Consider the following 20,631-nt stretch of genomic DNA (forward strand, 5'->3'; position numbering starts at 1 on the left):
CCCAGGAGGATTTCCGCCGTACGGGCGGATCTGGCATCGTTCTACAGAGCGCAGGAAGAACGTGGACCAGGGAAGGCGGTCCTGATGAATCCCGATCCCTCCGGGTCAGGCCAGCCCACCCTGGTGATCTTGGTTCTGCCCTCCGTGGCAGGCGTGACGGTCGCGCTCCAGGGCGAGCTCGACATGGTCACAGCGTCATGGCTGCGCCAGGAGCTCGATCAGGTCTTCGCCGAGCCCGGCAGGAAGCGTCTGATCCTTGATCTGTCGGGACTGACCTTCTGCGACTCCTCCGGCCTTGGCGCCATGATCGGCGCCTACAACCAGGTGCAGCAGACGGGTGGACAGATCGCCCTGGTCGGAGCGCAGGAGAGACTCAGGAGCCTTCTGGTCCGCACGGGCCTCGACCGCATCCTCCCCCACTACCCGACCCTTGCCGAAGCGGAGAGCGCCTTCACCCCTCCGCCGCCGACGCCCGACATCTGAGCCGGACACGGCAGTACCCGCCCGCCGGCCCCGGTGGCAGCCCAGCCGCCGCGACGGCCTGCGCCACCGGTCATGACGATCGTCCGCTCCCCGCCGCTGTCCGTTGACGTCTTCCCCTTCCCTGCGGCTGATCGCGGGGACTGACGCCAGAGGCGGGAGGCAGTGTCATGGCCGTTTGGCGCCCACCGCGCACAGGTGGTAGTCGCCCTTGACGAGCGACCTGTCGGTGGTCGCGTCGGGACGCCACTCGCGGGTGTTGACGATGCCGGGCTCGAGAAGCTCGAAGCCCTCCAGGAAGCCCTCGAACACGTCGCGGCGGCGGGGGGTGAACGGCGAGGAGGCGTTCTGGTAGACGGAGCTGACCTTGTCGGCCTTCTGCGGCATCGTGTCGGGGGCGACATGGGTCAGCACCAGGTACCCGCCGGTGGGCAGCAGGTCGCGGTAACGGCGGATGATGCCGGCCGGATCCTCCTCGTCGGTGACGAAGTGCATCAGGGAGACCACGAGGAGCGCGACGGGCCGCTCGAAGTCGAGCACCTCCGCCGCCCGCGCCATGACCTTCTCCGGCTCTCGCAGGTCGCCCTCCTGGACCGTGACGCCGGAGGAATGGCCGAGCAGGGCCCTGGAGTGGGTGAGGACGACGGGGTCGTTGTCGACGTAGACGATTCTCGCCCCGTCGATCACCTCGTGAACATGGCCGGCGGTCGGCAGGCCCGAGCCGATGTCGAGGAACTGGTCGACGCCCGACTGCCTCAGGTGGCGGACCGCCCGCTGCAGGAAGGCCCTGCTGTTGCGGGCATCTCCCCTGACCTCCGGGATGATGGCCAGGACCTTTTCGGCGGCGTGCCGGTCCACCTCGAAGTTGTCCTTGCCGCCCAGGTAGTAGTCATACATGCGGGCCACGTTGGGGACCGCGGCGCTGACACCTGGGACCGTGCGTTCACTGCTCATGGGCCAAACCTAGACGATCTCCATCCGGAGTTGCGATGATCGTTCATATGTTAGGTCTGGACGCGACGCCCGGCATCAGCAAGACCAACCTGTGGGCCTGCATGGGGCTGGGGTTCCTCGGCACCACCGTCATCACCTTCCTGCCGGCCGGCCAGCCGTACATCCTCAACGAGGTTCTGGGGCTGTCCGCCGGCGACCTCGGCAGGATCACCGGCTACCTGCAGATCGCCGCGGAGGTCGCGCTGATCCTCAGCTTGACCTGGTACGGCGCGCTGGCCGACCGAATCGGCAGGCGACCCGTCGCGGTAGCGGGGCTTCTGCTGTGCGCGGCGGGGGCGGCGCTCTACCCGTTCGCCGGCAACGCGGCCGTTCTCGTCGCGCTGCGGGTCCTGTTCGCCCTCGGCATCGCCGCTCTGCACGTCACCATGTCCGCGATCACCGCAGACTACGTGCGAGACCGCACGCGAGGCAGGGCCTACGGCTGGCTCGGGCTCTTCAGCGGCATCGGCGCAGTGATCGCCGTGCTGGTGCTGGTCAGGCTGCCCAGCATGCTGGAGCAGGGCGGAATGGAGCCCATCGCGGCCGCCAGGACCGGCTTCCTGATCGTCGCCGCGCTGGTCGTGGTCGGCGCCCTGGCACTGCGCTTCACGCTTTCACCGAGCTGGGGCGTGACCGAGACGCCCAGGGTGCCGCTGACGCGGCTGATCGGCGAGGGCGTCAGACTGGCCCGCGACCCCGGGGTGGCGCTGTCCTACGCCGCCTCCTTCGTGGCCAGGGCCGATCTGGCCCTCGTGGCCAGCTTCCTGTCGCTGTGGATCGTCGACTACGCCAGGTCCGTACGCGGCATGTCGGCCACCGAGGCCCTGGCCAAGAGCGGCGCCATCGTCGGCATCGCCTACACGGTGATCGTGGTGGGCGCGCCGCTGTTCGGCTGGCTCGGCGACCGGATGCAGCGGCAGCACGTCGTCATCCTCGCCCAGGCCGTCGCCGCTGCCGCCTATCTGTCGACCCTGCTGGTCAGCGACCCGCTCGGGCCCGGGATGATGCTGGTGGCCGCCTTCATCGGTCTCGGCGAGATCGGCGTCATCACCACGGCTGGGCCGCTGCTCGCCCAGCAGGTGCCGGCCCGCTACCGCGGCTCCTCCTTCGGCGTGCAGGTCCTCTGCGGCGCGATCGGGATCTTCGTCGTCTCCGGGGTCGGTGGCTGGCTGTACGACCTGTGGCGGCCGGCCGCTCCCTTCGCGCTGTCCGGCGCGTGCGGGCTGCTGGTCGTCCTGTTCGGGCTCGCGGTACGGCGCCGCGTCGTCCCCCATCCCGAGGTCGTTGCCGCTGAACGAGCGGGCGAGCCGGCCGCTTAGGCGTCCTTCGCGGACAGCCGACCGGCGGAATCAGCCCGCGTTGCTGGATTCTCCGCTTCACGCCGGGTGAGCACCAAGGGGGCGTCCTCGGTGATGGCGACCGTGTGCTCGGAGTGGGCCGTGCGCGAGCCGTCGGCCGACCGGATGGTCCAGCCGTCGGCGTCGTAGACGATCCGGTCGGTCGTCCGCGCGAACCAGGGTTCGAGCGCGAGGGTCAGCCCCGGGCGGAGCGTGAGGCCACGCCCCGCCCGGCCCGTGTTGGAAACGTGGGGTCCCTCGTGCATGGTGCGGCCGATGCCGTGGCCACCGAACTCGGTGTTGACCGGGTAACCGTAGTCACGGGCCACCGACCCGATGGCCGCCGAGATGTCACCCAGGCGGTTGCCCGGACGTGCCACCTCGATCGCCGCCTCCAACGCTTCCTCGGTGGCACGGATGATCCGCAGGTCCTCCTCGGCAGCGGTCCCGACGATGACCGTGCGCGCCGAGTCGGCCACCCAGCCATCGACGCTGACCGCGAGGTCCGCGCTGAGCACATCGCCGTCACGCAGTGTGTAGTCGTGGGGCAGGCCGTGCAGGACGGCGTCGTTGACCGACAGGCAGATGACGTTGCGGAACGGGCCGCGTCCGAAAGACGGCGCGTAGTCCCAGTAGCACGACTCCGCCCCGCGCCGTTTGATCATGCCGCGCACGTGGCGCTCCAGGTCCAACAGGTTGACGCCCACGTCAGCGAGCCTGCCGACCTCGGAGAGCACCTCGGCGACGAAACGCCCGGCCGCATGCATGCGTTGGATCTCCGCAGGCGTCTTCAGTTCAATCACGAAAACCTCGCGTCACAGGTGTTGGTATAGTTATACCGGCACCTTAACACTTGCCGGTATAGTAATACCAGTCCTATCCTGGGAGCATGGTCCGCCAACCGCTCACACCTGAACAGATCGAAGCCGGCAGGCGTCTCGGCGCCCTGCTGCGCCACGCGCGAGGGGGACGCGACCTGGCGGAAGTCGCGCACGCGGCCGGCATCTCGCCGGAAACCCTGCGCAAGATCGAGACCGGACGACTTCCCTCTCCCGGATTCGGCACGATCGTCTGCCTCGGCGAGGCACTCAACGTGCCGATTCAGGAGTTGGCAGCCATCTGGCGCGGCAACGACCTACCGCTGGAAGCCGTCTCCTAGCCGCTGTCGTGGAGACGGTGTGGAGGCTGTCGCGGGGACCATCAGCGGCGGCGCAGTGACGGGTCGAGCAGCGCGGGCGGGGTGTCGTGCTTTTCGTGTGCGGCGAGGTCGGTGCCGGGGGCGACGATGGCGTCGATGGCGTCGAGTACGTCGGCGGAGAGCGCGGTGTCCGCGGCGGCCAGTTGCGAGTGCAGGTGGTCCAGTGTGCGGGGGCCGGTGAGCGCGCTGGTCACGGCGGGGTGCGCTGTCACGAAGCCGAGCGCGAGCTGGATCATCGTCAGGCCGGCCTCGTCGGCGACCTTGGCCAGCTGCTCGACGGCCTCGAGCCTGGCCTGGTTGGAGGGGATGGTGGTGTCGAAGCGTTGCGGCATGAACGTTGAGCGGCTGGTGGTGACTGCCCGGCCCTCGCGGATCGCGCCCGACAGCCAGCCCGAGGCCAGCGGGCTCCATGCCAGCACGCCGAGCCCGTACTCCTGGGTCACGGGCAGGACGTGGGTCTCGATCCCGCGCTGCAGGATCGAGTAGCTGGGCTGTTCGGTGACGTAGCGGCTCAGGTGGTGCTCGCGGGCGGCCCACTGGGCCTGCACGATGCGGTAGGCGGGGAAGGTCGAGGAGCCGAAGTAGCGGATCTTTCCCGCGCGTTGCAGGTCGGTCAGGGCCGACAGGGTCTCCTCGTCGCTGGTGCTCGGGTCCCATCGGTGGATCTGGTAGAGGTCGACGCAGTCGATGCCGAGGCGGCGCAGGCTGTCCTCCAGCGCGGTGACCAGCCAGCGGCGCGAGCTGCCCTGATGGTTGCACTCGTCGCTCATCGGCATGGTCGCCTTCGTGGCCAGCACGATGTCGTCGCGGCGGCCCGCGATGGCTTTGCCGACCATCTCTTCCGACTGGCCGCCGCTGTAGAAGTCGGCGGTGTCGATGAGGTTGATCCCGGCCTCCAGGGCGGCGTCGACGATGGCGGTGGCCTCGTCCTGGGTGGTGCGCCCGATCTTCCCGAAGTTCATCGCGCCGAGCGCGAGCGCGCTGACCTGCACACCTGTGCGACCCAAAGTGCGGTACTGCATGACCGTGTCCCCTCATTGCGGGTGAAGCGCATGGCTTGGCTACCAGGCCCCTGCTCTGACATCATGACGAAAGCGGAACCTCGTTCCGAAACGATACGGAACACAGTTCCGCTTTGCAAGCGGTGGCGGAGGGAGCGGCGCGGTGAACGACAGAAACGAGGTCACAGGGCAGGCGGGCGCGTCCAAGCGGAAGGACGCCCGGCGTAACCAGGAAACCCTCCTCGAGACGGCCGCCGCGGTCTTCGTGACGTCAGGCGTGAACGCCCCCGTACGCGACATCGCGGCCAAGGCCGGCGTCGGGCTGGGCACGATCTACCGCCACTTCCCGACGCGAGCGGACCTCATCATCGCCGTCTACCGGCACCAGGTCGACGCCTGCGCCGAGGCCGGGCCAACCCTGCTGGCGACCAGCCCTTCACCGCACGCCGCACTAGGGCAGTGGATCAACCTCTTCGTCGATTTCCTGGTCACCAAACACGGACTCGCCGCCGTGCTGCGCTCCGACAACTCCGACTTCGAGGCGCTGCACGCCTACTTCCTCGACCGCCTCGTACCCGTCTGCGCCGAACTGCTCGAAGCCGCAACCGTCGCCGGCGAGATCCGCCCCGACATCGATGCGTACGAGCTCATGCGCGGCGTCGGCAACCTCTGCATCGGCGCGGACAGCGACCCCCGCTACGACGCACGCCACATGGTCGACCTCCTCATCGCAGGGCTGCGCCGACCACATCACTGACCTCGGCTCCCGCGACGTCTCCACCGGGCAGGTCTTGTCGGCCAGAGAGCTGCTTGAGGCTGGTCGCGCGGACCTGGGTGGACTCCGCTCCCCCGTCGCGCCACAGGATGTCGGGGTGCGTTCACCGAACAAGAGGTGAAGTGTCGGTCATGTCCGTTACGGTCGCTTGGCATGATGATCAACGGCAGCCAGATCGTGCTGGCCGGGCGGTTCGGCCGGCTTTCGAAGGATGAGGCCAAGCGCCGTCTGGAGGCGTTGGGCGCGAAGGTGACCGCGTCGGTCACGGCCAGGACCGACCTGGTCTTCGCCGGGGCGAAGTCGGGGGCCAAGGCGGGTCCTGCGGCGGTACGCGGCGTTCCGATCTACGACGAGGACGCGCTGGAGGCCGTGCTCGACGGCAGGGAGCCCGGCACCGCGCCACCGTCCCCGCCGTTCACCGGCGTCCCTGGCGAGCCGATGGGCCCCGGCGAGGCCCTTGACCGTCTCAAGAACGCCGACTGGTCCGCGTTCTCCCCGGAGCGCGACACCGTGCCGCTGCGGGACGCCCTCCAGGCACTGGAGCGCGCCCACGGCGTCACCGACGCGCATCGCCTCGCCACCGCCAGACTGCGCGACGCGGGCGCGCTGCTGCGCCACTCCGACGTGCACCACGGCGAGCTGAACGGCCACGCGCTCAGCCCGGACGGCCGCCACCTCGCGGTCGGAAGCGGGGCAGGCGACGACTACGACAGGGGCGGCGTCCTTCAGGTCTTCGAGGTCGCCACCGGCCGCTGCGTCCATGCGATCGACGGCATCATGGGCGGCGTCGGCTTCCCCGGCCACGCGCGCAGCCTCCAGTGGTCGGCGGACGGCACGCGGATCGCCCTGGAGTACAACACCAACGCGACCGGCGTGTGGGACCCGTTCGGCACCGCCCACGAGCCGCTCGCCGACGCGTTCTTCCTCGCCTCCGGCCGGCCGTTGGGCATGGCCCTCGCCCCGGAGGGCAGGCGCGCGTTCGTCTACGGAGGCGGGTCGGACCTCCTTCGCAACGTCGTCGTGGCGATGCACGAGGGCTCGGTCGCCGGGCCACCGGACGCCCGCCCGGAGGGAACGGCGCCGATCGAGTTCAGCGGGCCGTCACCCGACGAGTGCGAGGAGATCTGGAACGACGAGCCCATGTTCGTCCTGGGCCGGGCGTTCTGGTCGCGCGACGGCTGCCGCGTCTACGGAGAGGCGGCGGACGCGTATGCGGCGATCTCGCTCGATGTGGAGAAGCGGCAGGTCGCCTGGGTCCTGCGCCTGGAAGAGGATCCGGAAGCGGCTGCGCCCGAGTGGAGCCTGGACGAACGACTCCTGGCCTGCCAACGCGACGGCAGGCTCGTCATCGCCGACGCGCTGACCGGTGAGCCGACGGCGGAGCTTCCTGGCTACCCGGGCGCCGACGTCCTGTGTTGGGGGCCTGGCGGCCGCCTGGCAGTGGTGGCCCCGGCGGGCGGGAGCGTCGGGATCGTCGACGCGACGACGGGCGAGCACCGGTACGACCTGGACGTTCGGGCGGCCGCCTCCGACCCGCGCGGCTGGGACGCCCGGTCGTGGGCCTGGTCGCCGAACGGCGAGCGGGCCGCCTGTGTCACCGCCGAGGGGCGGATCGAGATCTGGTCGCTCGGTGAGCGCCCCGAACGGCTGCGCGTCCTGGACGGCGTCCGGCGCACGGTCGGCCAGGATGATCACGGCTTCGGCCTGGAATGGCCCGCCGCCGACATGCTGATCGCGATCGGTCCGCACGCGGTGCGCTTCCTCCGTCCCGACACCGGCGAGATCGTGGCCGACCACCCCTTCCACCATGCCCCTGCCTCCGCTCGCCCGCTCTTCCTCACCGGCCGCGACCTCGGCGACCAGCTCCGGCTCAACCCGACGTTCGCGCTGGACGAGAACACCTGGGCGGTGGCGTTCGAGGACGGCACGGTCATCGCGCCGGTCGGCAGGCAAGACGATCTCGACGGTCGGCTCTGCTGGTCCGTCGCCCGCCGCTTCGCCTGGCCGTTCCGCTGGGGCGACCGGGAGATCTTCCCCGACCCCGCCCACGCGGCAGTGGGGGCGGGGTCGCCGGAGACCGACCGGCTCCTGGCGCCGTTCCTGGGACGTGGCAGCACGGCGGAGGCGAAGGGGACGTGGCCGCCACCCGACACCGCCACCGTCGGCGACCTGATCACGGTCGTCCGGGGGACGCTGGCCGACCTGACCGTTCATGACTCGGTCGTCCACGCGGAGTGGACCGTCGACACGCTCCAGCAGCTCGCGATGATCCGGGCCCGGCGGCGCGAGGCTGCCGAAGCCCGCGAACTGGCCCTCGCGATACCGGAACACCGGCGACGCCTCGGACACCTCGCGCGGATCGCGCTCGCGCTCGGCGCCGCCGGTTTCACGGCAGAAGCCGCCGCCGTCTTCCCCTACGCCGACGCCGACCTCGCGGACATGGGCGGTGCGGCGGACACGGCGGCGGACACGGCGGCCGACGCGGCGGCGGTCGCCGGCGCCTGCGCGGTCCTCGGGCAGCATGAACGCGCCGAGCGGTGGTTCACCGTCGCGCGCGAGGTCGCCGACGCCGACCGCTCGAACTGGACAGTTCGGCTGCCGCTGGTCTGGGCGCTCACCGAGTGCGGCCGGGAGCAGGAGGCCCGCGTCGTGCTGGACGAGGGCGTGGGCACGCCGGGGGGCCGGCACCACGGCGTGCCCTGGCTGGTCTGCCTGCTCAGGAGGGGCGAGACGGAGCTGGTGCGCGAGCTGATCGGGGAGCGCAGCGTGCCGAACGACCCGAACGAGCGGCACTCCTACGGCGTGCGCTGGTTCGACGACTGGACGGCTGCCCGCGCGCTCACCGTCCACGGGCAGCCGGAACTGCTCCGGCTGTGGGGCGACATCAACTGGGCCTCGGTGCGCGACCACCTGCCAGTGGCCGAACGGATCGCGGCCGAGGGCATGCCCACCAGCCCGACCGGCGACCAGCTGATCGATCTGGCCGCCCAGTACGCCGGGCTCGCGAACCTCCCCAAGGCGACCAAGCGTCGCGAATGCGCGTGGGCGGCCAAGAAGGCGGCGGAGTGCGGCCACATCAGCGCCGTGCTCGACCTGCTGCCAGGGACGAACGACCCCGGCAGACACGGGATGGGCAGTGACGAGCGCGCCTGGGTCGCGCTCAGTGCCCTGCGGACCATCGCGATCGGCGTGGACGTCGATGTCTGGTGATCCTGTGCCCCGGTCGCGTGCCGGCGCTGCCACCCGCCCCATTGGCCGGGGTGGTGCAAGGGCCACCGGCATGCGGCAGCCGCGTCGCGTTCAGGAGCCGGTGCCCGGCTTACGCCGGTAGCCGAACCTTGGCGCGACCTGCGTGATGTCGGCCACCGTGAGGCGTATGCGACTGACAAAGCTTGGTCATGCGTGTGTGCGGTTGGAGAAGGACGGACGGGTGCTCGTCATCGATCCCGGGGCCATGACCCCGGAGCCCGACGCCCTGGACGGCGCCGAGGCGGTGCTCGTCACGCACGAGCACTTCGACCATTTCGAGCCAGGACGGTTGCGAGAGGCCGTCGAGGCCGAACCGCGCCTGACCGTCTACACATGTCCAGGGGTGGCACGGCGGCTCGGCGAACTGGGCGAGCGCGTGCAGGTCGTACGTGAAGGCGACACGTTCACCGCCGCCGGGTTCGACCTGACCGTCTTCGGTGAGAAGCACCACTTCAGCCACCCCGATGCGGCGCCGGTGGACAACGTCGGTTTCCTCGTGGACAACGAGGTCTTCCACCCAGGGGACGCGCTGACGGTGGTGGAGGCGCCCACGGTCCTGGTCGCCGGGCAGGCGCCCTGGATGACCGTTCCCGACCTGGTCGCCTACCTGCGCACCGCCGCCCCCCTGCGCGCCTACGCCGTCCACGACGGTCTGATGAACGAGTGGGGCCTGCAGGTCCTGGACGGCGTGCTCGCCATGGAGGCGGAGCGCTCCGGAGCCGACATCCGCCGCCTCAAGCCCGGCGAGAGCGTCGAGCTCTGAGCCGGCCGGGGGGCGACACGGCCCGTTCCCGCGGTACTCCGTGGTGGTGTCGCCCCGCTCAGCTCGCCGTCGTGGATCACGCCGTCCACTTCATCGTCTTTCGGAGCGTGGACGGCGGCGCGGCCTGTGCCTCGCGTCGGTGGTTGGCGGTCGGGCCACGGTGCGGCGCGTCAGTGGGTGGGGGCTTCGACGCGCTCCTCCATGAGATTTTCCGTCGGTGACTGTGCCCTGGTACGGGCGAGCTCCGGCAGGAGGGAGCCGATCCCGAGGACGGCCAGCCCGACGCCCAGCCAGAGGGGGGCTCGCAGCCCGAAGCCGTCGATGGCCAGCCCGCCGACCGCGGAGCCGACGATCACCCCGAGGGTGATGAAGGAGGCGTGGACGGTGTTGACCAGTGGCCCCGCGTTGCCGACGCGCTGGACGCGTACGGCCATCGCGGGGTTCATGGTCACCCCGACCAGCCCGACACCCAGCATCGCGATCACCGCGGGGACGCTGAGGTGGGCGAACAGCGCGAAACCGGCCAGGAAGATCGTGTTGAGGATCAGCCCGGCCAGCAGGACGCTGATGGTGTGCCTGTCGGCCAGGCGTCCGACGACGTGGTTCCCGATCACGGTGGCGGCGCCGTACGCGACGAGCAGCAGGGGCACGGTCCCCGAGGAGAACCCGGTGACCTGGGTGAGGATCGGGCTGAGATAGCTGAAGGCGGCGAAGGTCGCGCCGATGATGAGGGTGCTGGTCGACAGCGCCAGCCACAGCCTGCTGTTCCTGAAGACCGCCACCTCCTGCCTGAAGTCGCCGGTGCCGCCGTCAGCACGCCCGAGCCCGGGAACGCCCATCGTGGTGGCGAGCGCGGCGATGACAGTCAGGGCGCCGACGGCCCAGAAGGCGGCACGCCAGCCGAACTGCCCGCCGATCAGCGTGGACAGCGGCAGCCCGAGCAGGGTGCCGAGCATCAGTCCGTTCAGGACGACGGCGAGGGCGCGGCCGCGTACCTCTGGGCGGCTCAGCTGGACCGCCACCGAGATGGCGACGCCGAAGAACGCCTGGGAGGCGACTCCGGTGATGACGCGCGCGACCATCATGATCGGATAGGACGGCGCGAGCGCCGCGAGCACATTGCCCACCAGAAAGATCGCGAACAGCACCATGAGTGCAGGTTTCGGGCGTATCCGCACCAGCGCGACGGTCATCAGCGGCCCGCCCGCCGACATGGCCACCGCGAAGGCGGTGATCAGATAGCCGATCTGGGAGATGGTCACGCCGAGTCCGTGTGCCATCTCGGGCATCAGGCCTCCGACGGCGAACTCGCTGGTCACCATGGCGAAAATGCCTATGGCCAGGACGTAGACGGCTCTGGGCAAGGGGAACTCCTTTCTGCACCAATCGGTGTAGAATTTGGGTATGAAAAAAGCCGAGGTCAGGTCAGGGCGTCCAGGGCCGTGGCCGCGATGGCCTCGAGGGTGGCGTCGGCGGCGCCACCCTGAGCGGCCACCCGGATCCCGGCGATCACGGCGTTGACGAACCTGGCGAGCTCGGCGGGATCACGGGTGGAGCCGATGCTGCCCTCGCGCTGCCCGCTCCCGATGACGGCGCTCAGGTTGACGACTCGGTACTCGGTGTCGCGATCGAGCATCAGGGCGATCTCCGGGTCACGGCCGGCGAGCTCCATCGTGGTGTTGACGGTCAGGCAGCCGAGGCCGTAGCCGTCGCGCCTGTTCTCCGCCTCCGTCTGGAGGATCTTGGCGAACAGCGCGCGGATCCGCTCGATCGCCGGCAGCTCGTGGTTGTCGAGGATCCGCAGCTGGTCGGCGGTGGTGGCGTCCATGTAGCGGGTCAACGCGCGCTTGAACAGCTCGCGCTTGTTGGTGAAGGCGTTGTACACGCTGCTGCGGTCCAGCCCGAGCGCCTCGCACAGGTCCCTGGTCGAGGTCGACTCGTAGCCGTTCGCCCAGAAGGTGCGCATCGCAGTGTCCAGGACCCGGTCCTCATCGAATGATCTCGGCCTCGCCATACGAGTACGTTACCCGTTTTGCATCGATCAGTGCAATATGGGGGCGACCGGAGCACGCCTCGGCGCCCCCGCGGCGGCGCGGCACGCTCATACCAGGAGACGGCTGTGCGGGGCTCCTCAGTCCTGGAGGACCGACAGCACGTTGCCCGCCGGGTCGGTGAACCAGGCGATGGGCGGGCCGTCCTCCCGCATGACGCCCTTCGCGTCCTGGTTCATCTGCGGGTAGCGCTCGAAGCGCACCCCGCGCTCGGTCAGCTGGTCGACGGCCTCGTCGATGTCGTCGACAGGGAAGTTGAGGATGGTGAACGTCGCGGGCGTATGGTCGGGCTTCGGGTAGACGAGCGTGTCGCGGTCGCCCGCGAGATGCAGCGTCAGCATGCCGTTCTCCTCCGACACGCGGATTCCGAGCGTGTCGCCGTAGAAGGCCTTGGCCGCCTCGATGTCGTCCACCGAGAACCCGCTGAACGCCTTCGTGTCACGGAACATCAGTTCTCCTCCATTGCTGCGTGGGGTGCTCATCGCTGACCTGGATGTGCCGCACGCCCCGGTCGATCGCGATGGCGAGCGGACTGCCGTCGCGTTCCTCCGGCTCGGCCGGACCCATGACGGCGTCGGGTCGATGCGGGCGTCGGCCGCGTCGATGTTCAGTATCACCCGCCCGGGCTCGGTACCCCGGTCCGACACTTCGGCCGTGGGGCGGGTGGGCACACACGGGCACACGCGGGAGCGCCGACGGGGTCGTCGTCTGGGGGCGGATGGGCGCACGGGGCACACGCGGGAGCGCCGGCGGGATCGTCGCCTCGCCGCCGGGCGCCTCCGCCGGGCGCGGCACGGGTCGGACGGTCGAGCGAAAGCGCAACCCGGCGATCCCCAAGGCAACCTCCTCGTTGTCCGAGCCGCAGGAGTGGAATGGGTAAAGCCGTGCGTGGCCCATCGGCGCCTGGGTAGGCACGCCGTACTCGGAAGGAGATCGCTCATGGCCACTCGGCAGATGACGCCGGAGATGACGGACGAGGTCGACGTCATCGACCTGTTGCTGGCGCAGCATGCCCTGATCAGGGACCTGTTCGACGAGGTGGAGCTGTCCTCGGGCAGACAGCGGGCCGAGGCCTTCGAGAGGCTGGCGCGGCTGCTGGCCGTCCACGAGCGCGCAGAGGAGCAGGTCGTGCATCCGAAGACGCGCGCGACGATCGACGGCGGCGACGGCGTCGTCGCCGACCGGCTGGCCGAGGAGGACGAGGCCAGGCGGCTGCTCGGCGAGATGGAAGAGAACGGCACCGACGCCGCCGACTTCATGGACAGGTTGGCGCTGCTGCGCGGCGCGGTGACGGCGCACGCCCGCAGCGAGGAGCGCTACGAGTTCCCGCAGCTGCGCGCCCGCACCACCGAGGCCGAGCGCAGGAAGCTGGCGGTCAAGGTGAAGGCGGCCGAGGACCGATGAACCTGCCTGCCGCGCGAGGCCCGATCACCGCGGCGTTGTTCGGACGGCTGACCGGCCCGCCGGGAGGCGAGCCGCTCGCCGTCCACGAGGTGGACGACGAGGATCTGCACCTGGCCCTGTTCGTCTGCTACGAGCTGCACTACCAGGGCTTCGACGAGGTGGACGAGCGCTGGGAGTGGGAGCCCTCGCTGCTGCGTACCCGAGCCGAGCTGGAGCGGCGCTTCGAGTCGGCGCTGCGGGAGCTCGTGCCGCGCCCGCCCGCCGTCCCCCCGCAGGAGGTACGGCGCGCGCTGACCGAGCTGGTGGCGGCCGACGACGGCCCGCCGCTGTCGACGTTCCTGCAGCGTGAGGCGAGCCTGGAGCAGTTCCGCGAGTTCGTCGTGCACCGGTCGATCTACCACCTGAAGGAGGCCGACCCGCACTCGTGGGCGATTCCGCGCCTGCGGGGCAGGGCCAAGGCGGCGCTGGTGGAGATCCAGTCCGACGAGTACGGCGGCGGCCGTCCCGAGCGCATGCACTCGGAGCTGTTCAGGGCCACCATGCGGGGCCTGGGCCTCGACGACTCCTACGGCGCCCATCTCGGCAGGGTGCCCGCGGCGACGCTGGCGATCTCGAACGCGATGTCGCTGTTCGGGCTGCACCGGCGGCTGCGCGGCGCCTCGATCGGCCATCTGGCGGCCTTCGAGATGACCTCCTCGCTGCCCAACCGCCGCTACGCCGCGGGGCTGCGCAGGCTGGGCGGCGACGCGACGGCCACGCGCTTCTACGACGAGCACGTGCAGGCCGACGCCGTCCACGAGCAGATCGCCGCGCACGACCTGTGCGGCGCCTTCGCCCGCGACCACCCGTCGCTGGCAGGCGACGTGCTGTACGGCGCCGCCTGCGCGCTCACGCTGGAGCGCCTGTGGGCCGCGCAGGTCATGTCCCGCTGGCTGCGCGGCACGACGTCGCTGCTCGGGGAGGTCGTGGCCGCATGATGGACTACGTGCTCCCGCTGCGATGGGACGACGACGCGGGCCTCGAGGAGCTGACCGCCTACCTGCGGACCCTCAGCCGGCACGTGCGGATCATCGTGGTGGACGGCTCCCCTTCGCCGCTGTTCGAGCGCCACGCCGCCGCATGGGACGGCCTCGCGACCCACGTCAGGCCCGCGAGCGAGCTGCGCTTCGCCAACGGCAAGGTCAACGGCGTGACCACGGGCATGCGCCTGGCCAGGGCCGAGCACGTGGTCATCGCCGACGACGACGTCCGCTACGACCAGCCCGCTCTGGCCAGGGTGGAGGCGCTGCTCGCCGACGCCGACCTGGTCCGCCCGCAGAACCACTTCTGGCCGCTGCCGTGGCACGCGCGCTGGGACACCGCTCGCAGCCTGCTCAACCGCAGTCTCGGCGCCGACTATCCCGGCACGTTCGGGGTGCGCCGCTCCTTCTTCATCGAGATGGGCGGATACGACGGAGACGTACTGTTCGAGAACCTCGAGCTGATCCGCACCGTGCGATCGCACGGCGGCAGGGAGCTGCGCCCTCTCGACCTCTACGTGCGGCGGCTGCCGCCCGAGGCGGCCCGCTTCTGGGACCAGCGGGTGCGCCAGGCCTACGACGACCTCGCCCAGCCCGCCCGCATGGCGCTGTTCCTCTCCGTGCTTCCCGCAGTCGGTCTCTGCCTGGCCCGGCGGCGCTACGGCCTGCTGGGGGCGGGCGCGGCGCTGGCGGTGGGCCTGGCGGAGGCGGGGCGGCGCAGAGCGGGAGGCCGACGCGTCTACCCCGCGACAGCGGCGCTGTTCGCCCCTGTCTGGATCCTCGAACGCGCCACCTGCAGCTGGCTGGCCCTGGCCGCAGCGCTCGGCGGCGGCGTGCCGTACGCGGGGCGCAGGCTGAGGACGGCGGCCCACTCGCCGCGGAGCCTGCGTCAGGCCGCGGGGTCGGGCTCACTCGTGGCCCGGAAACCCGTCGACTTGTGCGAGCCGTCGCAGAACGGCTTGACCGAGGAGCGTCCACACCTGCACAGCGCGACGGTCGCCCGGCCCGGCGGGATGGGCACACCCTCCTGAGTCAGCAGCTCGAAGGGGCCCCTGATCAGCAAGGGGCCGTCCTCGCACGGGGTCACCGTCACCACATCATCGTCTTCACGCGACATCCCGCCCCTCTTTCCCACGATGACCAGCGAAAACATCCCGGCTCTCCTGACCGGCACCTCGACGGGCAGTCGCGGGGAGCCACCACCGACCAGCCACCACCAACCAGCCACCACCGACCAGGAGGAACGACAGTGCACCAGCCACCACGTCGCCACCGTCCACGCTCTGACCGCGAGGGGGGCCGCTGATGTCACCCGCCTTCGACGCCTCCGCCTACGGACGGAGCATCGCCGACATCTACGACGCGACGGTCACCGACCTGCCGACCGAGGCGACCGTCGAGCGGCTCGCGCTGCTGGCCGGTGACGGCCCCGTACTGGAGTTCGGCATCGGCACCGGCCGCCTGGCCCTGCCGCTGGCCGCGCGGGGCCTGACCGTGGCCGGCATCGACGGCTCCGCCGACATGGTGGAGATCCTGCGCTCCAAGCCGGGCGGCGAGCGCATCCCCGTCTCCGTCGGCGACTTCGCCACCACCAAGGTGGAGGGCAGGTTCAGCCTGGTGGCGCTCACGACGAACACGATCTTCGCCCTGCCGTCGCAGGACGCCCAGGTCGACTGCTTCCGCAACGCGGCCGACCACCTGCTGCCCGGCGGCAGGTTCGTGGTGGAGACCTGGGTGCCCGACCCCGCGGCCTTCCGCGACGGCTCGGCCCTGCGGCTGCTGTCCATGAGCGAGGACACCGTCCTGGCCGAGGCGGCCAGGCTCTCACCCGCCGAGCAGTTCATGCACACCACCAAGGTACGGCTGACCGCCGAGGGCGTACGGCTGCTGCCCGCCAACCACCGCTACGCCTGGCCCGCGGAGCTCGACCTCATGGCCAGGCTGGCGGGCATGGAGCGCGAGCACCGCTGGTCGGACTGGAACGGCTCGGCGTTCGGCGACGACAGCCGGGCGCACGTCACGGTCTACCGCCTGCCCCAGGACTAACGTTTCACCACAGGCGTGATCACGTTGTTACAACTCTGCTGAATGCCGACATGTCGGGCGGGTACCCGTACTCCCATGTCCGAACACGTGGAGCGGCTCGGCGGGCGCTACCGGCTGCTGAGACCGCTCGGTCAGGGCGGCATGGGCCGGGTGTGGCATGCCCACGACGAGCTGCTCGCCAGAGACGTCGCGGTCAAGGAGGTCGTGCCGCCTGTCGGCATGGCCGAGAACGAGGTCGAGGTCTTCACGAGCAGGACGCTGCGGGAGGCCCGCGCTGCCGCCAGGATCAGCCATCCGGGCGTCGCGGCCGTCTACGACGTGCTGGAGGAGCGCGGGCACCCGTGGATCATCATGCAGTTCGTGCCGTCCAGGCCCCTCGGCGGGCTGATCGCCGAGCGCGGCGGGCTGCCCGCCGAACGGGTGGCGCGCATCGGCCTGGACCTGCTGCGGGCCCTGCGCGCCGCCCACGCCGTCGGCGTGCTGCACCGCGACGTGAAGCCGGACAACGTGCTGCTCGCCCACGACGGCAGCGCGGTGCTCACCGATTTCGGGCTGGCCGCGCTGGACGAGGACGCCTCGGTGACCAGGTCGGGCATGGTCGTCGGCACCCCCGCCTACATGGCGCCCGAGCGCGCCACGGGCGGCCCTTCCCTTCCCGCCTCCGACCTCTGGTCGCTGGGCGCGCTGCTCTACGCCGCCGTCGAGGGCCTGTCCCCCTTCCACCGCTCCCACGTGCTGGCCACGCTCGGCGCGGTGGTGCACGACGAGCCGCCGCCCATGGTGAAGGCGGGTGCGCTGGCCCCGGTGATCCACGGGCTGCTGCGCAAGGAGCCTTCCGAGCGGATGAGCCTGGACGAGGCCGAGGCGCTGCTGCTCGCCGCCGTTCACGACGGGCGCCTGCGCTCCACCGCCGACGTGCCGCCCCAGCCCGTCTCTCCGGCGTCCGAGACCTCCGTGAGCGCTGCGACGGCCGCCCGCCCATGGCGCAGCAGGCTGTTTCCCGCCGCCGTGGCGGCCCTGGTCGTCGCGGCCCTGACCACGTCCCTGCAGAGCGGCGCTCCACCCACCCCGTCGGCGGCCCGCCCCGCCGTTCCCCCGGCCGCGGACGCCCCCTCCGACTCCTCCATGGACGCGCCCGTGAAGGCGCCCGTGAAGTCGGTCTCCCCCTCGCCCGCCGTACGGCGGAGCTCCGCCGAACCCGCGCCCCACGCCACGACCAGGAAGACGCGCAGACAGAGCACCGGGGAGAGCACGGGAGAGAACACCGGGGTGAGCACCGCGTCGGCCTTCCCCCGCAGGCCCGCGGTCGTCGCTGAGCCCACGGACCGGAAGAAGGCACAGCCCGGCAAGGGGAACAAGCGCGACAAGAACAAGGGCAAGGGCAAGAGCGGCCGGTGAGCGCCACGGCCGGACGGAGACGTCGATCGACTGAAGGGCCGACACCCTCCTGCGTCGCCCGCTGCCGTGCGGTGGCACGGCAGCGGGCAACGGCGGCGACATCCTCGGCTGCACGAGCAGGACCGGCGTCACCGCGGACGGCAGCGTAGGGTCATCGTCCCGGTCTCCACCGAGTTCCAGGACTCCCACAGGCACGCCGAGCGGCTCGTCGACCGCGCCCTGTGCGGCGGAAGGTGAGAGCCGGCAGCCGTCAGGCCGTCTACTTGGCGGCGGCCTTGGCCGCGTTGGCGCGGCGCGCCGGCTTCTCCTCGCCGGCGGAGACCGCGGGCAGGTGCACGATGGAGCCGCGGTGGTCGCGCTCGTCGGCGTCCGGCTCGTCCAGCCACGCGCCTCCGTGGGCGAGGTAGCGGAAGCAGATGCTGGTACCCGCGGGCAGGGTGACCACGGTGCTGTGCGCCCCCTGGTCGGTGCGGGTCATGGGATGGGCGTAAGGGTCCCACTGGTTGAAGTCGCCCACGACCGAGACCGGCCCCGGCAGGTCGGCGGGGAGGGTGAACGTGAGGCTGACCAGCCCGTCGTCGCTCGGCATGTCCTGTCTGATCATCGAGAATCCTCCTGTTGCGTCTGCACGGCATGCGCGCCCCGGCCGTGACTGCCACGGTGAGGCGCGCCTCCTGTGATTGCAGAACGCCGCTCGAAATGGTGCAATGCGGCACGACGTCCGGCAAGGACATCTTGATCCGGGTTTGCCGCTTCCCTTGCCGGGACGCCGCGGCGCTGGCCGGGGCTTGGGCCTTCGAGCGTGACCCGTCCCCCGTTGTTCGCGCCGCGGCGCCGGCTCGGGTGAGCCGGCGCCGCGGCGGCGAACGTCGCGATGCGACGCCGGCCCGTTACGGCTGCGTGTGCACCGGAGTCCTGCCGCCCTGCGACTTGTCGAACATGCCGGTGCCGGTGTCGGTGCTGGTGCTGGTACCCATGCGCTGCCGCATCTCCTCCTCCTCGCGCAGTTCCTCCATCCGGAGGGCGACGCCGAGCGCGAACAGCGTCGGCGCCCACTCGCCGACGAAGATGCCCCATCTGTCGGCGCGGTCGAGGCCCGCGTTCTCCGACCCCTTCGAGACGACCCAGGAAGCGACGGACAGGCCGATGGAGGCGATGCCAGCCGTGTACGCGAGGCTGGACCTGATGCCCATCGAGTGAAGCTGCTTGATCATGGTTCCCCCTTGTTGTGGTGCATGTGAAGCGCTACCCCACATGACCGGAAGGTGAACCTGCCCGTTGTGGCCGGTCAGACGATCGTGATGAGCCTGATCAGCTGTTCGCGGAAGCTGTCGTACTCGTCCACCGCGCCGAGCAGCCGGTCGGAGCCGCGCTCCTCCTCGCGGGCGTGCGCCAGCACCTCGGCTCCCGCTGGGGTGATGCGGACCAGCACCCTGCGGCGGTCGCGCTCGTCGGGGCCCTTGCCGACGTAGCCCGCCCTGCGCAGGTGCTCGATGGTGCGGCTCATGGTCTGGTCGGTGACCCTGCTGAGCCTGGCCAGCTCGCGCTGCGCCAGGGGCCCCTCGGCGAGGTGGTGCAGGGTGATCAGGCCGGCATGGGTGAGCCCGTGGGCCTCGAGGAAGTCGTGGAAGCGGCTCTCGACCAGTCGCGCGGCCATCGACAGCAGGCGGCCGGTGGGCCAGGAGCGAATGTCGGCCCGTACGGCGTCGGCCGCGCCCGCGACGTCGTGCCCCTCCTTCTGCGCCACCCGCCCATTGTTCCACCGACGGCGGGCGCCATTTGTTCAGCAGGCTGAGCATAATAGTCAGCGTGCTGAACAAATCGGATGCCACCCGTACACTCGCCTGGGGCGTCGTGGCCTGCGCCGTCGCGACGGGACTCGTCTGGCTGCTCGGCCAGCGGCTCCAGGGCATCAGGCTCCTCCCCGACCAGGGAGTCTCCTGGTACTACTGGAAGCTGCCCGAGCCGACCGTGTGGAGCAGGCTGTCGGCCTGGGCCGGCTACGCCGCCCACCAGATCGCGTTCTGGGCGCTGATCTACTACGCGCAGACTAAGGTCGGCAGGTACACGGCGGGGCTGCACCCGGTCAACGTCGTCGCGCTGGCGGTGAACACCGGTTTCGTCGCCCTTCACACCCTGCAGACCCACCTGTTCTACGACGGGCTCGCACAGGACGTCTCGATCTTCAGCTCGCAGGGCTCGGTCATCCTGCTGCTGGTCGCGGTGCTCGTGATGGAGAACCGCCGCCGCGGCCTGTTCCTGGGCAGGCCGGCGCCCATCGGCCGCCAGGTCGTCGACTTCGCCCGCCGCTACCACGGCTACCTGTTCAGCTGGGCGGCCGTGTACACCTTCTGGTACCACCCCATGGAGATCACGAGCGGTCACCTGGTCGGCTTCTTCTACATGTTCCTCCTGCTGCTTCAGGGCAGCCTGTTCCTCACCAGGGCGCACACCGACCGCCGCTGGACGGTGACGCTGGAGCTGGCGGTCGCCGTCCACGGGACGCTCGTGGCGCTGGCGAGCTCGGGCCCCGGCGGAGCCTGGCCGATGTTCCTGTTCGGCTTCCTCGGGGTCTTCGTGATCACCCAGATGCACGGCCTCGGACTGTCACTCCCGGTGCGCTGGGCGCTGGCCGGCTGCTACGTCGGCGCGCTCCTGGTCGTCCACGCCCTGCGCGGCCAGGTCGGGTCTGCCTTCGACGCGCTGCGCATCCCCGCGATCGAGTACGCGCTGGTCGGGGTCCTGGCACTGCTCGTCTGGCTGGGCCTGCGGACGGCGCGGCTGATCCGCGGCGCGCGCACGCCCCCAGCGGACAGATCGCGTTTTTGACGTTTTCTTGACGCCCCGATCATGAAGAAATCACCTTCGACGTCAGTAGTGTGCACCTTCGTCTTGACGTGCGCTCGGTGTTGGGGGT

Annotated in this window: 21 protein-coding genes and 1 pseudogene; 12 read left to right on the plus strand and 10 right to left on the minus strand. The window is 70.7% G+C overall.

From position 1 onward, the window contains the following. Positions 1–84: 84 nt before the first annotated feature. Complete coding sequence (locus tag FHR33_RS44090; RefSeq protein ID WP_183661177.1) at positions 85–483, plus strand: STAS domain-containing protein; 399 nt, start codon at positions 85–87, stop codon at positions 481–483. A 165-nt stretch (positions 484–648) separates the two neighbouring features. Here FHR33_RS44090 and FHR33_RS44095 read toward each other — a convergent pair whose 3' ends face one another. Then, on the minus strand, positions 649–1,434 hold the full coding sequence (locus FHR33_RS44095) for an SAM-dependent methyltransferase (protein ID WP_183661179.1): 786 nt from the start codon (positions 1,432–1,434) through the stop codon (positions 649–651). Between the two features lie 47 nt (positions 1,435–1,481). Here FHR33_RS44095 and FHR33_RS44100 point away from each other — a divergent pair, with 47 nt between their 5' ends. Then, complete coding sequence (locus FHR33_RS44100) at positions 1,482–2,792, plus strand: MFS transporter (protein WP_183661182.1); 1,311 nt, start codon at positions 1,482–1,484, stop codon at positions 2,790–2,792. Here the strand turns inward: FHR33_RS44100 and map are convergent. Further along, complete coding sequence (map, locus tag FHR33_RS44105; RefSeq protein ID WP_183661185.1) at positions 2,789–3,613, minus strand: type I methionyl aminopeptidase; 825 nt, start codon at positions 3,611–3,613, stop codon at positions 2,789–2,791. The two genes, FHR33_RS44100 and map, sit on opposite strands and share 4 nt — an antisense overlap. Positions 3,614–3,699: 86 nt before the next feature. Here map and FHR33_RS44110 point away from each other — a divergent pair, with 86 nt between their 5' ends. Further along, positions 3,700–3,969, plus strand: a complete 270-nt coding sequence (locus tag FHR33_RS44110) for a helix-turn-helix domain-containing protein (protein WP_183661188.1) — start codon at positions 3,700–3,702, stop codon at positions 3,967–3,969. A gap of 41 nt (positions 3,970–4,010) precedes the next feature. On the opposite strand, the gene FHR33_RS44115 is transcribed toward FHR33_RS44110, so the two are convergent. Further along, positions 4,011–5,030 (minus strand): aldo/keto reductase, encoded by a 1,020-nt coding sequence (locus tag FHR33_RS44115; protein WP_183661191.1) that lies wholly within the window; start codon positions 5,028–5,030, stop codon positions 4,011–4,013. Positions 5,031–5,172: 142 nt separating this feature from the next. On the opposite strand from FHR33_RS44115, the gene FHR33_RS44120 reads away from it, so the two are divergent. The 3 genes from FHR33_RS44120 to FHR33_RS44130 all read left to right on the plus strand — a co-directional run bounded on the left by FHR33_RS44120 (position 5,173) and on the right by FHR33_RS44130 (position 9,796). Then, entirely contained in the window at positions 5,173–5,766 is a 594-nt protein-coding gene (locus FHR33_RS44120) for a TetR/AcrR family transcriptional regulator (RefSeq protein ID WP_183661194.1), read from the plus strand. Positions 5,767–5,937: 171 nt separating this feature from the next. Next, positions 5,938–8,994: a WD40 repeat domain-containing protein gene (locus tag FHR33_RS44125; RefSeq protein ID WP_183661196.1), complete on the plus strand. Its 3,057-nt coding sequence runs from the start codon at positions 5,938–5,940 to the stop codon at positions 8,992–8,994. Between the two features lie 166 nt (positions 8,995–9,160). Further along, positions 9,161–9,796, plus strand: coding sequence for an MBL fold metallo-hydrolase (locus FHR33_RS44130; protein ID WP_183661199.1), 636 nt, complete (start codon positions 9,161–9,163; stop codon positions 9,794–9,796). Between the two features lie 170 nt (positions 9,797–9,966). Here FHR33_RS44130 and FHR33_RS44135 read toward each other — a convergent pair whose 3' ends face one another. From FHR33_RS44135 to FHR33_RS44145, 3 genes are all read right to left on the minus strand, one after another. Beyond that, the gene (locus tag FHR33_RS44135) at positions 9,967–11,160 is read right to left on the minus strand and encodes an MFS transporter (protein ID WP_183661202.1); all 1,194 of its coding nucleotides are present in this window, start codon (positions 11,158–11,160) and stop codon (positions 9,967–9,969) included. A 56-nt stretch (positions 11,161–11,216) separates the two neighbouring features. After that, positions 11,217–11,762: a TetR/AcrR family transcriptional regulator gene (locus FHR33_RS44140; protein WP_246453701.1), complete on the minus strand. Its 546-nt coding sequence runs from the start codon at positions 11,760–11,762 to the stop codon at positions 11,217–11,219. 165 nt (positions 11,763–11,927) lie between these two features. Beyond that, a complete protein-coding gene (locus FHR33_RS44145) occupies positions 11,928–12,296 on the minus strand; it encodes a VOC family protein (RefSeq protein ID WP_183661208.1) in 369 nt (122 codons plus the stop codon). Positions 12,297–12,786: 490 nt separating this feature from the next. Between FHR33_RS44145 and FHR33_RS44150 the strand changes: the two genes are divergently transcribed. The 3 genes from FHR33_RS44150 to FHR33_RS51250 are packed head-to-tail and all read left to right on the plus strand — an operon-like array spanning position 12,787 to position 15,301. After that, the gene (locus tag FHR33_RS44150; RefSeq protein WP_246453702.1) at positions 12,787–13,251 is read left to right on the plus strand and encodes a hemerythrin domain-containing protein; all 465 of its coding nucleotides are present in this window, start codon (positions 12,787–12,789) and stop codon (positions 13,249–13,251) included. Continuing rightward, positions 13,248–14,228: an iron-containing redox enzyme family protein gene (locus FHR33_RS44155; protein ID WP_183661211.1), complete on the plus strand. Its 981-nt coding sequence runs from the start codon at positions 13,248–13,250 to the stop codon at positions 14,226–14,228. Before FHR33_RS44150 ends, FHR33_RS44155 begins: the two co-directional genes overlap by 4 nt. Further along, the gene (locus tag FHR33_RS51250) at positions 14,225–15,301 is read left to right on the plus strand and encodes a glycosyltransferase family 2 protein (RefSeq protein WP_246453703.1); all 1,077 of its coding nucleotides are present in this window, start codon (positions 14,225–14,227) and stop codon (positions 15,299–15,301) included. The genes FHR33_RS44155 and FHR33_RS51250 overlap by 4 nt, the downstream gene beginning before the upstream one ends. Here the strand turns inward: FHR33_RS51250 and FHR33_RS51255 are convergent. Then, positions 15,265–15,423, minus strand: a pseudogene (locus FHR33_RS51255) (hypothetical protein); the annotation flags it as partial. The gene FHR33_RS51250 and the pseudogene FHR33_RS51255 overlap by 37 nt on opposite strands. 152 nt (positions 15,424–15,575) lie before the next feature. Here FHR33_RS51255 and FHR33_RS44170 point away from each other — a divergent pair. Beyond that, entirely contained in the window at positions 15,576–16,316 is a 741-nt protein-coding gene (locus tag FHR33_RS44170; RefSeq protein WP_183661214.1) for a class I SAM-dependent DNA methyltransferase, read from the plus strand. Positions 16,317–16,391: 75 nt separating this feature from the next. Further along, on the plus strand, positions 16,392–17,714 hold the full coding sequence (locus FHR33_RS49480) for a serine/threonine-protein kinase (RefSeq protein ID WP_221242545.1): 1,323 nt from the start codon (positions 16,392–16,394) through the stop codon (positions 17,712–17,714). 259 nt (positions 17,715–17,973) lie between these two features. On the opposite strand, the gene FHR33_RS44180 is transcribed toward FHR33_RS49480, so the two are convergent. The 3 genes from FHR33_RS44180 to FHR33_RS44190 all read right to left on the minus strand — a co-directional run bounded on the left by FHR33_RS44180 (position 17,974) and on the right by FHR33_RS44190 (position 19,461). Further along, positions 17,974–18,318: an isoamylase early set domain-containing protein gene (locus FHR33_RS44180; RefSeq protein ID WP_183661215.1), complete on the minus strand. Its 345-nt coding sequence runs from the start codon at positions 18,316–18,318 to the stop codon at positions 17,974–17,976. Positions 18,319–18,604: 286 nt separating this feature from the next. Beyond that, a complete protein-coding gene (locus FHR33_RS44185; RefSeq protein WP_246453704.1) occupies positions 18,605–18,928 on the minus strand; it encodes a hypothetical protein in 324 nt (107 codons plus the stop codon). Between the two features lie 74 nt (positions 18,929–19,002). Continuing rightward, on the minus strand, positions 19,003–19,461 hold the full coding sequence (locus tag FHR33_RS44190; RefSeq protein ID WP_312896053.1) for a MarR family winged helix-turn-helix transcriptional regulator: 459 nt from the start codon (positions 19,459–19,461) through the stop codon (positions 19,003–19,005). Positions 19,462–19,523: 62 nt separating this feature from the next. Between FHR33_RS44190 and FHR33_RS44195 the strand changes: the two genes are divergently transcribed. After that, entirely contained in the window at positions 19,524–20,543 is a 1,020-nt protein-coding gene (locus FHR33_RS44195) for a hypothetical protein (protein WP_312896054.1), read from the plus strand. Positions 20,544–20,631 lie beyond the last annotated feature (88 nt).

The organism is Nonomuraea dietziae (assembly GCF_014195505.1).
GTDB classification, from domain to species: domain Bacteria; phylum Actinomycetota; class Actinomycetes; order Streptosporangiales; family Streptosporangiaceae; genus Nonomuraea; species Nonomuraea roseola.